Here is a 13,952-nt window from a genome sequence, read left to right on the forward strand (position 1 = left end):
GGTCCTACCTCGCCGGCTTGTAGAGCTGGTCGAAGCTGCCGCCATCGGCGAAGTGATCCTTCTGCGCCTTGGCCCAGCCGCCGAATGCGTCGATGGTGATCAGGTCGACCTTGGGAAAGCGCGCGAGGTCCTCCTTGGCGGCCGCCTCGACATTGCGCGGCCGGTAGAAGTTCTTGGCAATGATCGCCTGCGCCTGAGGCGTGTAAAGGAACTCGAGATAGGCCTGCGCCACGGCGCGGGTGCCCTTGGCGTCGACATTGGCGTCGATCAGCGCCACAGGCGGCTCGGCCAGGATCGAGAGCGAGGGCACGACGATGTCGAACTTGTCGGCGCCGAACTCGGCCAGCGCCAGGAAGGCCTCGTTCTCCCAGGACAGCAGGACGTCGCCGATGCCGCGCTGGGTGAAGGTCGTGGTCGAGCCGCGGGCGCCGGTGTCGAGCACCGGCACGTTCTTCAGCACCGTGCCCATGTAGTCGCGGACCTTGGCGTCGTCCTTGTTGTAGGCCTTCTCGGCCCAGGCCCAGGCGGCGAGGTAGTTCCAGCGCGCGCCGCCCGAGGTCTTCGGGTTCGGCGTGATGATCTGCACGCCCGGCTTCGCTAGGTCGCCCCAGTCGTTGATGGCCTTGGGATTGCCCTTGCGCACCAGGAAGACGATCGTCGAGGTGTAGGGCGATGAGTTCTGCGGCAGGCGCGTCTGCCAGTTCAGCGGCAACTTCTGCGAGCGCTCGGCGACGGCGTCGATGTCGCCGGCCAGCGCCAGCGTCAGCACGTCGGCGTTGAGCCCGTCGATCACGGTGCGGGCCTGCGCGCCAGACCCGCCATGCGATTGGCGGATCGTGATCTTCTGGCCGGTCTTCTTCTGCCATTCCTCGATGAAGGCGGCGTTGATGGCGCGGTAGAGCTCGCGCGTCGGGTCATAGGAGACGTTCAGCAGCTCGGTCTGGGCCCGCGCGCCGCTGACGACGCCGAAGCAGATCGAAAAGGCACCGAGTATGAGGGCCGCCTCAAGAATGCGGCGAATGCGCTGTCGCGTCATGTCAGTGCTCCGTCGAGATCATCATCGCAAACCCGCACCCGCGAAGCCTGCGATTGTTCTGAATAACAAACGAAACGTACTGAATTGGCGGTACTTCCACAACGGCATGACACAGCATGGCCGTTCTAAACTTGGGCCTCGCGGGAGAAAACGCCTCTCTTTGGAAGACGTTCCGGCCATTCCGACGCGCCCATCGGTCACGCCGCGAAGCGCAGGATAGGCTACCCCTAGGCGCGGCGCAAACCGGGCAGGTCGACGGCCTTCATCGCGGCCGCGCCAAGCGCGTGCCCGATCAGGACGAGCAGCGGACCCTTGGCGGGCAATTCGCCGAGCCGCTCGGGCAGGGTCGCGATCGTGGCGTGCAGGCGCTGTTCGGTGGGTTGCGTCGCGGCCAGCACGGCGATTGCGGGCGTTTGCGGATCGAGCCCGGCGGCAATCGCCCGATCGCGGAACCCGGTCAGCGTGGCGCGCGCCATATAGACCACGGTCGTCGCATGCGGGTCGGCCATGGCTTGCCAGTCGAGATCCTCCGGCAGATCGCCGGTGCGGGCATGGCCGGTGACGAATTGCAGCCGGCGGGCATGGTCGCGATGGGTCAACGACAGCCCGAGCGAGGCTGCCGCACCTTGCGCCGCCGAGATGCCGGGCACGAGCGCGACCGGGATGCCGGCCTTCTCGCAGGCCTCGATCTCCTCGCCGGCGCGGCCGAAGATGCCGGGATCGCCGCCCTTGAGCCTGACGACGTGCTTGCCCTGCGCGGCCAGCGAGATGATCATCGCGTTGATGTCGCCCTGCTGGACCGAGGGGCCATAGCCGGTCTTGCCGACCAGCATGCGCTTGGCCTCGCGCCTAGCGAATTCGAGCACGCTGGTCGAGACGAGGTCATCATAGAGAATGATATCAGCGCTTTGCAGCGCGCGGATCGCCTTGAGCGTGAGGAGTTCCGGATCGCCGGGGCCGGCGCCGACCAGGGTGACGCGGCCGGTGCCGTCATGCGCGCCTTCGAGCCGGCGCAGCGCCGCGAAGAGCTCACCCTCATCCGCGGCATCGGGCGCGCGCTCCGGCTCGGCCATGGCGCGATCGGTGAATTTTTCCCAGAAGGCGCGGCGCAGCGCGAAGGGCAGCTCGCGCCCCTGCACGGCCGGCCGCCAATCCTTCGCGGCCTGGGCCCAGCCCTTCAGCCCGGCCGGCAGCAAGGCCTCGATCTTGGCCCGGATGGTCTGACCGAAGACGGGCGAGGCGCCGTCGGTCGAGATCGCCACCACGAGCGGCGAGCGGTTGACCAGCGAGCCGAAGGCGAAATCGCAGAAATCAGGCTTGTCGACGACGTTCACGGGGACACCAACCTGCCGCGCCGCCGCGGCGAAGGCGCGCGCCTCATCATCCGATTCGATGTCGCCGACGGCAATCGCAGCGCCGTCGAAATCGGCAGGCTGCCAGTTGCGGGGGACGATGGTGACAGTCCCGGCCGGAGGGTCTTTGGCGAGGGCTTCGAACAGACCGCCTGCGTGACCGGCGAGAATTACCAGATCGGCACCCGCCGCCGCCAGCAACTCCGCTTTCCAGAGAGCGCCTTCGCCCGACCCCGCCAGTACGACCTTGCGCCCGTCCAGCTTGTGGAACAGCGGCAGGGTCGCCAGCCGCTCGATGCGGCGTGCGCTGGTGGCTTCGGGATCTCTATCCGTCATCGCGTCGTTTCTGCTGCCTTTACATCACCAGCCGGACGCTGCGAGACACCGGCCGGCGGCATCAGCAGCCAGAAACCGGCAAGCGCCAGGATGATAAGGCGAAAGCAAAGATCGAACCAGCGCTCATGGGCGCGGGGAGGGACCGTGCGCATCACATCGTCGCTCATGTTCTCCTCCTCGTCGCTGTCGAGCGCCGGATGACGCCCGCGGAAGTCCTTGCCTTGCATGGCCCAGACCATCGGGCTCACGCCGCTCCGCCGGCGGCGCGCGCCGCCCGGCGCTGGTCCAAAATATTGCGGCTGTCGCCATAGCCGCGCTGGTAGCCATGGCTGATCTGCGCGACGGCCTTGAGCCATTGCTCGGCCGGCTGGCGTCCAGCGCTGGTGTCCGGCAGCTCGATCTCGTCGAAGCCGCAGGAGATCGCATAGGCGAACTGATCGGCGATCAGCGGGCCGCTGGCGCGCAAGGCGCCGGTGAAGCCATGGTTGCGGATCAGCTTGGCCAGGCTGAAGCCGCGCCCGTCCGAGAAGGCCGGGAAGCTGACCGCGACCAGCGACAATTGCCGCAGCACCAGCTTGAGCTCGGCGATGCTGATATCGTTGGGGATGATCACGCCGATGCGCTGGTCGCGCGTCTTCTGCGCAAGCGCTTCCGGCAGCGCCTCCCAGGTGACGAGCGCATGCGAGATGTTGTCGATGGCCGCGCCTTCGCTGCGCGTCCAGACATCGGCCTTGGCGCCGGTCTTATCAAGCAACAGCATGGGCGACCTCCTGGAAGGCGGCCTTGAACGGGGCGAGCCCGAGCCGGCGCACGCTTTCGATGAAGCTCTCGTTCCCGACGCGCTGCGTCAGATAGACCTCGACGATGCGCTCGATCGCCTCGGGCACGTCCTCGGCCGCGACGCCGGGGCCCAAAATCTCGCCGATCTTGGCATTCTCCGTCGACTCGCCGCCGAGCGTGATCTGGTAGGATTCGATGCCGCGCTTTTCCAGGCCGAGAATGCCGATATGACCGACATGGTGATGGCCGCAGGCATTGATGCAGCCGGAGATCTTGATGTTGAGCTCGCCGATCAGGCGCTGGCGCTCGTCATCGGCGAAGCGCTGCTGGATCGCCTGCGCGATCGGGATCGAGCGCGCCGTCGCCAGCGCGCAATAGTCCAGGCCGGGGCAGGCGATGATGTCGGTGATCAGGCCGATATTGGCGCTGGCCAGCCCGGCCTCGCCGAGCTTCTGCCAGATCGCGAAGAGGTCGCGTTGACGCACATGCGGCAGCACGAGGTTCTGGGCGTGGGTGACGCGGAGCTCGTCATGCGAGTACTGCTCGGCCAGATCGGCGACGAGCCGCATCTGGTCGGAGGTCGCATCGCCCGGCGCCTCGCCGATCGGCTTCAGCGAGATCGTCAGCGCCGTATAGCCCGGAGCCTTGTGCGGGGTGGTGTTGGTCTCGACCCAGCGGGCGAAGGCCGGATTGCCCGCCTTGGTCGCCTCCAGCACGCGGCTGACTTCCGGCAAGGTCTCGTAGGCCGGCGGCGCGAAATAGGCGGCGATGCGCGCGATTTCGGCCGGATCGGCATTGACGGAGGGGCCGTCGAGCCGCGCGAACTCTTCTTCCACGCGACGCTTGAATTCCTCGACGCCGATCTCGTGGACCAGGATCTTGACCCGCGCCTTGTACTTGTTGTCGCGCCGGCCTTCGAGGTTGTAGACCCGCATGATCGCCTCGAGATAGGCGAGCAGGTCGGGCTTGGGCAGGTAGTCGCGCACGACCTTGCCGATCATCGGGGTGCGGCCCAGCCCGCCGCCGACGCTGACCTCGTAGCAGGTCTCGTGCGTGTCGGGATGGCGGCGCAGGCGCAGGCCGATGTCGTGGGCCTTGATCACGGCGCGGTCGTGCTCGGCCCCGGTCACCGCGATCTTGAACTTGCGCGGCAGGTAGCTGAACTCGGGATGCAGGCTCGACCATTGCCGCAGCAGCTCGGCAGTCGGGCGCGGGTCCTCGAGCTCGTCCTGGGCGACGCCGGCGAAATGGTCGGCCGTGACGTTGCGGATGCAGTTGCCGGAGGTCTGGATGCAATGCATCTCGACATCGGCGAGCAGGTCGAGAATGTCCGGGATGTCGCGCAGCTTCGGCCAGTTGAACTGAAGGTTGGTGCGCGTGGTGAAATGGCCGTAGCCGCGGTCGTATTTCTCGCCGATCAGTGCGAGTTGGCGCAACTGCCGCCCCGACAGCGTGCCATAGGGCACCGCGATGCGCAGCATATAGGCGTGGAGCTGGAGGTAGACGCCGTTCTTGAGGCGGAGCGGCTTGAACTCGTCCTCGGTCAGCGAGCCGTCGAGCCGGCGCGAGACCTGGTCGCGGAACTGCGCCACCCGCTCGCGGACAAAGCGCTCGTCGAATTCATCGTAGCGATACATCTCAGGCCCTTTGCTCGCGCATGACGCCGAAAAGTGCGAAGCGGTTTTCGGACAACGTCATGCGCTCACTCGCTTGGACTGCGCGTCGATGCCTTCACCGGCCTGCTTGCCGAGATCGAGGCGGTTGCTCGGTCCGAGCGTCTTCATGCGTTCGCGGTAATGGCGCGGCACCGGCAGGCCGCCTTCGATCGCGACATCGACCAGATAGGCGTCGACGACGTGGTTGGTCGCGAGCTGGTTGGCGGCATAGGCTTCCAGCCGTTCGGCCGCCGGGTCGTCGGCCGCGACCAGCGCATGCGCAGGGTCACGCGTCCAGACCAGCGCGCCGTCCGGGGCCGCCGTCGCGAACACGATGTCGCCGTCGAGCAGGTCGTTGGCGAGCAGGATCGCCGGCAGAGGCGGACGCTTCACGGCAGCAGCCATCACGCGGCCTCCGCCAGGAGCTGCCCTTGCCAATCGATGACGTTCAGGATGGCCATCTTTTCCGCTCGCCGCGTTCGTTCTTCCGAACATTTCAAATAAACCTGCGCGGCGGCGGGTTCAATTCACGTCAGGTAGCGGGTTTTTCCTTATTCCCGTTCAAAAAGAGGAGAATTATCTTCCGATCCGGCAGATGGGCGCTCAAGCGGGAAAAATCGTCTCGAAGCGCGCTCTAGACCAGCCCGCCCAGCCGATAGCCCACGCCCGGCTCGGTCTCGATCAGCTTCGGCGCGGCCGGATCGTCCTCCAGCTTCTGGCGCAATTGCCCGACGAAGACGCGCAGGTACTGCACGTCGTGCTCATGCGCCGGGCCCCAGACGGCGGTGAGGATCTGGCGGTGGGTCAGCACCCGGCCATTGCCGCCGGCCAGCGATGCGAGCAGGTCGTACTCCTTGGGCGAGAGCTTCACATGGGCGCCGTCGCGGCTGACGCGGCGGTTGACGAGGTCGATCTCGACATTGCCGGAGACGATCGTCGCCTCGGCGCCCTGGCGCTCCAGCTTATGGCGCAGCGCCACCCGCAGGCGGGCCAGCAATTCGCCGACGCCGAAGGGCTTTTCGACATAGTCGTCGGCGCCGGCATCGAGCGCGTCGATCTTCTCGGTCTCGCGGTCGCGGGCGGACAGGATGATCACCGGCCCGTCATAGAAGGCGCGCGCCTTGGCCAGCGCCTCCTTGCCGTCCATGTCGGGCAGGCCGAGGTCGAGCACGACGGCGTCCGGCGGCTTGCGGGCGAGCTCGCGCAAGCCGGAGGCGGCGTCGTCGGCCCGGATCGGCTCGTAGCCGGCGGCGTCGAGCGCGGGGCCCAGGAAGCGGTGGATCTGCGGCTCGTCGTCGATGACGAGGATGCGGGGGCGAAAAGCTGTCATGATGTCGGTCGGGCCTCCGTGCCCTCCTTGCGCAGGCTGATCAGGATGCGCGTGCCGCCCTTGCTACCATCGGGCCGGTCGTGGATCGGGCTCGCGGCGGCGATGCGCCCGCCCATCGCCTCGACGAAGCCCTTGGCGATGGCGAGGCCGAGGCCGGCGCCCTTGCCACGCTCGCCGCCGCGGTCGATCGATTCCTCCAGCCGGCGGAATTTTTCGAAGACGCGTTCAAGTTCTTCCGTGGGAATACCGCGCCCCTCGTCCTCGATCGAGATCACGACGTTGCCCCTGTCCTCATAGGCCGCGGTTTCGATCAGCGCGCCATCCTCGCTATAGGTGATGGCGTTTTCCAGGATGTTGACCAGCACCTGCTCGAGCAGGCCGGGATCGGCCCGCACCATCGAGAGTTCGGCCGGAAAATCGCGCAGGATCCGCCGCTTGCCGAGCCGGCGCGAGACGCGCGCGATCGCAGAGGCGATGACGTCGCGGACATCGGTCCAGTCGCGCCGCGTCACCAGCGCGCCACCTTCGAGCCGGGTCATGTCGAGCAGGTCGCCGACATAGCGGTTGAGCCGCTCGGCCTCCTCGCGGATCGAGAGCAGCAGGTCGTCGCGCACCGCAGGCTCAACGCTCCTGCCGAAATCGATCAGCGTCGTCACCGATCCCAGCACCGTCGCGAGCGGCGTGCGCAGGTCGTGGCTGACCGAGTTGAGCAGGGCCGAGCGCAGCCGGTCGCTGCGGCGCAAAGCCTCGGCATCGACCGCGGCGGCAGCCAGTTCCGCCCGCTCCAACGCGATCGCGCCCTGGTCGAGCAATGCCAGCGCGAAGCGCTCGTTCTCGGCGCCGCTCAGTGCCTTGGGCTCGAAGCCGACGACGCCGGAACGCGAGCGCACGCCCTGCAGGGCCCGGAAGCTCCAGGCGGCATTGGGCAGGGTGCCGGTGCCGGCGCCGGCCGGCTCGCCGCGCGTCCAGGTCCAGCGCGCCGCGGTCATGTCGGCGGTGCTCAGCACCTCCAGCTCCGGCGCGCCTGCTGTCGCGACGATCTCGTCGCCTTGCGGCAGAAAGACCACGACCTTGCCGGCCGTGGCCGCCGACAACTGCTCGGCCAGGATCGTCGCCGCATCCTCCTTGCGCGCGGCGCCCGACAGCCGCCGGCTCGCGGCCAGCAGCGCGGTGATGGCGGAGGCGCGCCGCGCCGTCGCCTTGGCCTGGTCGCGGATGCGGCCGGTGAGCCCGCCCGTAGTCATCGCCACGGCGAAGAACACCAGGAAGGTCAGGACATCGGCCGGATGGCCGATCCAGAAGCTCAGCAGCGGCTGGAGGAAGAAGAAGTTATAGGCGACTGCGGCCAGGGCTGCCGCCGTCAAGGCCGGCCACAATCCAAAAGCCAGCCCGGCCAGCAGCACGCTCACCATGAAGAGCATGGCGAGATTGGCGTTCTCGACCTGGCTCTCGACCAGGCGCCCGAGGAAGATCGCGCCTGCGACCAGGGCGACGGAGGCGAGATGGCCTCCCCAGGCGATCACAGGTCTTGGCGCGGGCATTACCGGCACGGACGACGCCCCTGGTCCGGTCGCAACCTCGGTGATGATGTGCAGCGCCGCGCCACTTTGTTCCTTGAGCAGCGCCGGCGCCAGCGATTTGTGGAACCAGGCGCGCCAGCCTTTGCGGTGCGACTTGCCGACGACGATCTGCGTGACGTTGTTGCGCCGGGCATATTCCAGCACGGTCGCGACGAGGTCGTCCCCGGTCAGCACGACATTGGCGCCGCCGAGCTGCTCGGCGAGCTTGAGCGCCTCCGACAGGCTGCGCCCGCGCGCCGGTCCCGTTTCGGCGGCGTTGGGCCGCTCGACGTAGGCGACGGTCCAGGGCGCATCCATCATCATGTCGGAGAGGCGCCGCCCGGCCCTGACCAGCGAGTTCGCCATGGCGTCGGGGCCGATCAGCACGAGGATGCGCTCGCCTGCCGCCCACGGGCCCTCGACGCCGGCGCGCTTCATCGCCTGGCTGAGCTGGTCGTCGACGGTCTGCGCGGCGCGGCGCAAGGCGAGCTCGCGCAGGGCCGTGAGGTTCTCGGGCTTGAAGAAGTGATCGGCGGCGAGCCGCGCCGTCTCCGGCAGGTAGACCTTGCCCTCGGCCATGCGCTGGCGCAGTTCGGTCGGGGTGATGTCGATCAGCTCGATCTCGTCGGCGCCGCTCAGCACGCTGTCGGGCACGGTCTCGCGCTGGCGCACGCCGGTGATCTTCCAGATCACGTCGACCAGGCTCTCCAGGTGCTGGACGTTGAGCGTGGTCCAGATGTCGATGCCGGCGGCGAGGAGCTCGTCGACATCCTGCCAGCGCTTCGGGTGGCGGCTGCCCGGCGCATTCGAATGGGCGTATTCGTCGACCAGCAGCAGGCGCGGCTTGCAGGCGAGCGCGGCGTCGAGGTCGAACTCCATCAGGATCCGGCCGCGATGCTCGATCGGCCGGCGCGCCATCACCTCGAGCCCGTCGAGCAGTGCCTCGGTCTCGCGCCGGCCATGGGTCTCGACGACGCCGACCAGCACCTCGCCATGCTCTTGCTGGGCGCGGCGGCCCTGCGTCAGCATCTCGAAGGTCTTGCCGACGCCCGGAGCCATGCCCAGAAAAATCTTGAGCCGGCCGCGTTTGCGGCCGGCCTGGGCGAGCAGGGCATCGGGGTCGGGGCGACCCTCTTCCCGGAAGCGCGTCTCGTCTGCTGTCATAATCTGCGGCTCATGGCGCCTTAGCTTGGGCTTTCGGGTAGCGCGCGTCGAGGGCGAGGTTCGCGGTCAGCACGTTGACGCGGGGCCGGCCGAGGAAGCCGAAGGTGTAGCCCTGCGTGTTCTCGGCGATCACAGCGGCAACCGCGGCCGGCGCCGTGTTCCGCGCCGCGGCGACGCGGGCGATCTGGCGCGCCGCGTTCTCGGGCGAGATATGGGGATCGAGCCCCGAACCGGAAGCGGTCACGGCATCGGCCGGAATCGAGCCCGGGCCGTCGGCGGCGCGCAGGGCCTCGGCATCGCCCTTGATGCGGGCGGCGAGATCCTCGTTCAGCGGCCCGAGATTGGAGCCGGACGAGGCCGAGGCGTCATAGCCGTCCTTGCCGGCGGCCGAGGGGCGGGGATGCAGATAGGCCGCGTCCTTGAAGGTCTGGCCGATCCATTCGGAGCCGACGACCTCGCCGGCCTGGTTGCGGATCAGCGAGCCGCCGGCCTGGGCGGGGAACAAGGCTCCCGCCAGCCCGGTGACGGCGAGCGGATAGGCTAGGCCGAGCAGGGCGGTGAAGAAGACCATCGAGACGATGGCGGGGCGGAGTTGGGACAACATGGTCGTGGTCCTTGCTTTCTTGGTCTCAGGCGAGCTTCAGAGCCGCGACGATGACGTCGATCAGCTTGATGCCGACGAAGGGCGCGATCAGCCCGCCGATGCCGTAGATGGTGAGGTTGCGCGAGAGCAGCTTGGCCGCGCCGATGGCCCGGTAGCGCACGCCGCGGAGCGCCAGCGGGATCAGCGCGACGATGACGAGCGCGTTGAAGATCACCGCCGAGAGGATGGCGCTCTGCGGGCTCGACAGGCCCATGATGTTCATCGCGCCCAGCGCCGGCAGCGAGCCGACGAACAGCGCCGGCAGGATGGCGAAATACTTCGCCACGTCGTTGGCGATCGAGAAGGTCGTCAGCGCGCCGCGGGTGATCAGGAGCTGCTTGCCGACCTCGACGATCTCCAGGACCTTGGTCGGGTCGCTGTCGAGATCGACCATGTTGCCGGCCTCGCGCGCGGCCTGCGCGCCGGTCTGCATGGCGACGCCGACATCGGCCTGCGCCAAGGCAGGGGCGTCGTTGGCGCCGTCGCCGCACATCGCGACCAGCCGGCCCTTGGCCTGCTCGGTGCGGATGATGCGCAGCTTGTCCTCGGGCGTCGCCTCGGCGAGGAAATCATCGACGCCGGCCTCGGACGCGATTGCAGCCGCCGTGACGGGGTTGTCGCCGGTGATCATCACCGTGCGCACGCCCATCCGGCGCAGGTCGGCGAAGCGGTCCTTGACGCCCGGCTTCACCACGTCCTTGAGGTGGATGATGCCGACCAGCGCGCCGTTCTCGCTGACGGCGAGCGGCGTGCCGCCCGAGCGGGCGATGCGATCGACCGCCTGGCGCATCTCGGCCGGGACCTGGCCCTCGCTGAGGTCGAGCGAGCGCAGCACGGCATCAACCGCGCCCTTGCGCCAGGACTTGCCGTCGGCGTCGAGGCCGGACTGGCGCGTCGTGGCGCTGAACGGGATCGAGGTGGCGCCGACCGGCACTTCCGCGGTGATGCCCTGGTTGCGAGCGAGCTCGACGATCGAGCGGCCCTCCGGCGTCTCGTCGGCGAGCGAGGCGATCAGCGCGGCGCGCATCGCCGCATCGGGGCGCACGCCCGGCGCCGGCACGACCTCGACCGCCATGCGGTTGCCGAAGGTGATCGTACCGGTCTTGTCGAGCAGCAGCGTGTCGACGTCGCCGGCGGCCTCGACGGCGCGGCCGGAGGTGGCTAGCACGTTGACCTTGAGCAGCCGGTCCATGCCGGCGATGCCGACGGCGCTGAGCAGGCCACCGATCGTGGTCGGGATCAGCGTCACGAAGAGCGCCCCCAACACCATCGGGTCGAGCGTGATGCCGGAGAAGGCGCCCAGGCCCGTCAGCGTTACGACGGCGATCAGGAAGACCAGCGTCAGGCCGGCGAGCAGCACGGCGAGCGCGAGCTCGTTCGGGGTCTTGCGCCGGTCGGCGCCCTCGACCATCGCGATCATGCGGTCGAGGAAGGACGAGCCCGGCTGCGAGGTGACCCTCACCTTGATCCAGTCGGAGACGACGGTGGTGCCGCCTGTGACGGCCGAGCGGTCGCCGCCGCTCTCGCGGATCACGGGCGCGGATTCACCGGTGATGGCGGCCTCGTTGACCGAGGCGACGCCCTCGATGATCTCGCCATCGGCGGGGACGACGTCGCCGGCCTCGACCAGGACGACGTCGCCCGGGACGAGCTCATGCGCCGGCGTCGGGATCATCGCATTGCGCGAGGCGTCGATGATCAGCTTGGCCTTGGTGGTGACGCGGGTGGCGCGCAGCGAATCCGCCGCCGCCTTGCCGCGCCCCTCGGCGATGGCCTCCGCGAAATTGGCGAAGAGCACGGTCAGCCAGAGCCAGACCGCGATCTGGACCGGGAAGCTGGCCGATTGGCCAGCCGAGATCGCGACCACGGCCGAGACCGTCGCGAGGGCGGCGACCACTTCGGTCGCGAGGATCACCGGGTTGCCGGTGAGCTGGCGCGGATCGAGCTTGGTGAAGGCGCTCTTCAGCGCCGTGATCACCACGCCCTGGTCGATGGCGCCGGATTTGGCGAATGATAGGCTCATGGAAGGAGCTCCTTTGTCGGCTCAGCGAGCGGCCGCAAGCACTTGGAAGTGCTCGACGATCGGCCCCAATGCGAGCGCGGGGAAGAATTGCAGGCCGCCCAGGATCAGGACGATGCCGATGAGCAGGCCGACGAAGAGCGGGCTGTCGCTCGGCAGGGTGCCGGCGGTGGGCTGGAGCTTCGGCTTTGCTGCGATGGCACCAGCGATGGCCATGACCGGAACCAGGTAAGCGAAGCGGCCGAGCAGCATCGCGATGCCGAGCGTGGTGTCCCACCAGGGCGCGTTGGCGGTCAGGCCGGCAAAGGCCGAGCCGTTATTCCCCGCCGCCGACGAATAGGCGTAGAGGATCTCGGAGAGCCCGTGCGGGCCCTTGTTCAGCAGCCCCTCGAGCGCGACCGGCAGCACGGCGGCGATGGACGAGAAGCCGAGGATGGTGAGCGGCAGGATCAGCACCGCCAGCATGGCGAACTTGATCTCGCGCGCCTCGACCTTCTTGCCGAGATATTCCGGCGTGCGCCCGACCATCAGGCCGGCGACGAAGACCGCGAGCAGGGCCATCACCACCATGCCGTAGAGGCCGGAGCCGACGCCGCCCGGCAGGATCTCGCCGAGCTGGATCATGAACATCGCGACGCCGCCGCCGAGCGGCATGAAGCTGCCATGCATGGCGTTGACCGAGCCGTTCGAGGCGCCGGTGGTCTGCGCCGCCCAGATCGAGGAGGCGGCGGGGCCGAAGCGGACCTCCTTGCCCTCCATGTTGGAGGGAGCGTCGGAGATGCCGGCCGAGATCATGGCGGGCTGCGGCGTCAGCGTCTCCGCGGAATAGATCGCGGCGGCGGCGACGCCGACGAGGATGACCATCACGGCGATCAGCGCCTTGGCTTCCTTGCGTGCGCCGGCGACGCGGCCGAAGGCGATCACGGTGCCGAAGGCGAGCGCGTTCAGCGAGACGACCTCGATCAGGTTGGTGAACGGCGTCGGGTTCTCGAACGGATGCGCCGAGTTGACGTTGAAGATGCCGCCGCCATTGGTGCCCCATTGCTTGATCGCCTCCTGCGAGGCGGTCGGGAACAGCGAGATCACCTGCTTGGCGCCCTCGACGGTCGAGGCCTCGACATTGGCGAGCAGGGTCTGCGGCACGCCGGCTGCGACCAGCACGAGCGCGGTGACGATCGAGAGCGGCAGCAGCACGTAGAGCGTGGTGCGGGTCAGGTCGACCCAGAAATTGCCGAGGTTCTCGCCGCGGTCCGCCGCAAAGGCCCGCGCCATCGCCGCAGCGATCGCCAGGCCGGTGCCGGCCGAGACGAAGTTATGCACGGTCAATCCTGCCATCTGGCTGAGATTGCTCATCGTCGCCTCGCCGGCATAGGACTGCCAGTTCGTGTTGCTCACGAAGCTGACGGCCGTGTTGAAGGCGAGGTGCGGCGACAGTCCGTCGAACCCTTGCGGGTTGAGCGGCAGCAGGTTCTGGAAGCGCAGCTGCAGGTAGAGCAGCACGAAGCCGACCGCGCTGAAGGCCAGCGCGGCAGCGGCATAGCCCAGCCAGTTCTGCCCCTTGCTGCGGTCGACGCCGAAGGCGGCGTAGGCGAGCGCCTCGACCGGCTTCAGCACCGGGTCGAGCCAGGTTCGCTCGCCCGCCCAGACGCGCGCCATGAAGATACCGAGTGGCCACCCTACGGCCACCGTCAACGCGATCGTGAAAACGATCTCGGCCCAGCCCCGCCAGTCCATGCGAGGTCTCCTTTATGTTCTTGTTTCAGAAACGGTCGGGGCGCAGCAGCGCGGCGACCATGTAGACCGCCAGCCCGAGGGCCGCGGTCGCGTAAAGCCAGGTGAGCGCCATGATCGTCAGACCTTGCGCAGCAGGACGGCGTAGTAGCCGAAGAGCGCGAAGCTCCCGGTACCGAGCACGAGGAAAAGGATGTCGGCCATGGCCGTATCTCCTGTCAGGTTAGACCGGAGATGTGGTGCCGGGGTCCGTAAGGGGTCGAGCGGGAAGGCCGGGGAGGGGCATAAGGGTTGCGTAAAGATTTGGCCGTGCGGGCATAAAAATCGCTTGTCCGGGTGAGCGATC

The 13,952-nt window shown here is 68.2% G+C and carries 12 protein-coding genes; all 12 read right to left on the minus strand.

Going from position 1 to position 13,952, the window contains the following annotated elements; all coding sequences use genetic code 11:
• Positions 1 to 4: 4 nt before the first annotated feature.
• The 12 genes from DWF00_RS03950 to kdpF all read right to left on the minus strand — a co-directional run bounded on the left by DWF00_RS03950 (position 5) and on the right by kdpF (position 13,721).
• Positions 5 to 1,036 carry a sulfate ABC transporter substrate-binding protein gene (locus DWF00_RS03950; protein WP_114830099.1) on the minus strand — a complete coding sequence of 344 codons (1,032 nt, stop codon included), beginning with the start codon at positions 1,034 to 1,036 and terminating at the stop codon, positions 5 to 7.
• A 227-nt stretch (positions 1,037 to 1,263) separates the two neighbouring features.
• Positions 1,264 to 2,724 (minus strand): siroheme synthase CysG, encoded by a 1,461-nt coding sequence (gene cysG / locus DWF00_RS03955; protein ID WP_114830100.1) that lies wholly within the window; start codon positions 2,722 to 2,724, stop codon positions 1,264 to 1,266.
• Positions 2,721 to 2,972, minus strand: coding sequence for a hypothetical protein (locus DWF00_RS03960; RefSeq protein WP_147283725.1), 252 nt, complete (start codon positions 2,970 to 2,972; stop codon positions 2,721 to 2,723). The genes cysG and DWF00_RS03960 overlap by 4 nt, the downstream gene beginning before the upstream one ends.
• On the minus strand, positions 2,969 to 3,484 hold the full coding sequence (locus tag DWF00_RS03965) for a DUF934 domain-containing protein (RefSeq protein ID WP_114830102.1): 516 nt from the start codon (positions 3,482 to 3,484) through the stop codon (positions 2,969 to 2,971). The genes DWF00_RS03960 and DWF00_RS03965 overlap by 4 nt, the downstream gene beginning before the upstream one ends.
• Complete coding sequence (locus DWF00_RS03970; RefSeq protein WP_114830103.1) at positions 3,471 to 5,141, minus strand: nitrite/sulfite reductase; 1,671 nt, start codon at positions 5,139 to 5,141, stop codon at positions 3,471 to 3,473. The genes DWF00_RS03965 and DWF00_RS03970 overlap by 14 nt, the downstream gene beginning before the upstream one ends.
• Positions 5,142 to 5,198: 57 nt before the next feature.
• A complete protein-coding gene (locus DWF00_RS03975) occupies positions 5,199 to 5,564 on the minus strand; it encodes a DUF2849 domain-containing protein (RefSeq protein WP_114830104.1) in 366 nt (121 codons plus the stop codon).
• A 229-nt stretch (positions 5,565 to 5,793) separates the two neighbouring features.
• Positions 5,794 to 6,489: a response regulator gene (locus DWF00_RS03980; RefSeq protein WP_114830105.1), complete on the minus strand. Its 696-nt coding sequence runs from the start codon at positions 6,487 to 6,489 to the stop codon at positions 5,794 to 5,796.
• A complete protein-coding gene (locus tag DWF00_RS03985) occupies positions 6,486 to 9,212 on the minus strand; it encodes a sensor histidine kinase (RefSeq protein WP_114830106.1) in 2,727 nt (908 codons plus the stop codon). The genes DWF00_RS03980 and DWF00_RS03985 overlap by 4 nt, the downstream gene beginning before the upstream one ends.
• Before the next feature lie 10 nt (positions 9,213 to 9,222).
• Positions 9,223 to 9,816 (minus strand): potassium-transporting ATPase subunit KdpC, encoded by a 594-nt coding sequence (gene kdpC / locus DWF00_RS03990; RefSeq protein ID WP_114830107.1) that lies wholly within the window; start codon positions 9,814 to 9,816, stop codon positions 9,223 to 9,225.
• A gap of 25 nt (positions 9,817 to 9,841) precedes the next feature.
• Positions 9,842 to 11,878, minus strand: coding sequence for a potassium-transporting ATPase subunit KdpB (gene kdpB, locus DWF00_RS03995; protein WP_114830108.1), 2,037 nt, complete (start codon positions 11,876 to 11,878; stop codon positions 9,842 to 9,844).
• A gap of 21 nt (positions 11,879 to 11,899) precedes the next feature.
• Positions 11,900 to 13,609, minus strand: coding sequence for a potassium-transporting ATPase subunit KdpA (gene kdpA, locus DWF00_RS04000; protein WP_114830109.1), 1,710 nt, complete (start codon positions 13,607 to 13,609; stop codon positions 11,900 to 11,902).
• Positions 13,610 to 13,634: 25 nt separating this feature from the next.
• Complete coding sequence (kdpF, locus tag DWF00_RS30080) at positions 13,635 to 13,721, minus strand: K(+)-transporting ATPase subunit F (RefSeq protein ID WP_069691608.1); 87 nt, start codon at positions 13,719 to 13,721, stop codon at positions 13,635 to 13,637.
• Between the last annotated feature and the right edge of the window lie 231 nt (positions 13,722 to 13,952).

The organism is Allobosea caraganae (assembly GCF_003351345.1).
GTDB lineage: Bacteria > Pseudomonadota > Alphaproteobacteria > Rhizobiales > Beijerinckiaceae > Allobosea > Allobosea caraganae.

Bases quoted from the DNA above. Each gene is read 5' to 3' on its own strand.
- DWF00_RS03950 (WP_114830099.1), bottom strand. From the start codon at position 1,036: ATGACGCGACAGCGCATTCGCCGCATTCTTGAGGCGGCCCTCATACTC.
- cysG (WP_114830100.1), bottom strand. From the start codon at position 2,724: ATGACGGATAGAGATCCCGAAGCCACCAGCGCACGCCGCATCGAGCGG.
- DWF00_RS03965 (WP_114830102.1), bottom strand. From the start codon at position 3,484: ATGCTGTTGCTTGATAAGACCGGCGCCAAGGCCGATGTCTGGACGCGC.
- DWF00_RS03970 (WP_114830103.1), bottom strand. From the start codon at position 5,141: ATGTATCGCTACGATGAATTCGACGAGCGCTTTGTCCGCGAGCGGGTG.
- DWF00_RS03975 (WP_114830104.1), bottom strand. From the start codon at position 5,564: ATGGCTGCTGCCGTGAAGCGTCCGCCTCTGCCGGCGATCCTGCTCGCC.
- DWF00_RS03980 (WP_114830105.1), bottom strand. From the start codon at position 6,489: ATGACAGCTTTTCGCCCCCGCATCCTCGTCATCGACGACGAGCCGCAG.
- DWF00_RS03985 (WP_114830106.1), bottom strand. From the start codon at position 9,212: ATGACAGCAGACGAGACGCGCTTCCGGGAAGAGGGTCGCCCCGACCCC.
- kdpC (WP_114830107.1), bottom strand. From the start codon at position 9,816: ATGTTGTCCCAACTCCGCCCCGCCATCGTCTCGATGGTCTTCTTCACC.
- kdpB (WP_114830108.1), bottom strand. From the start codon at position 11,878: ATGAGCCTATCATTCGCCAAATCCGGCGCCATCGACCAGGGCGTGGTG.
- kdpA (WP_114830109.1), bottom strand. From the start codon at position 13,609: ATGGACTGGCGGGGCTGGGCCGAGATCGTTTTCACGATCGCGTTGACG.
- kdpF (WP_069691608.1), bottom strand. From the start codon at position 13,721: ATGGCGCTCACCTGGCTTTACGCGACCGCGGCCCTCGGGCTGGCGGTC.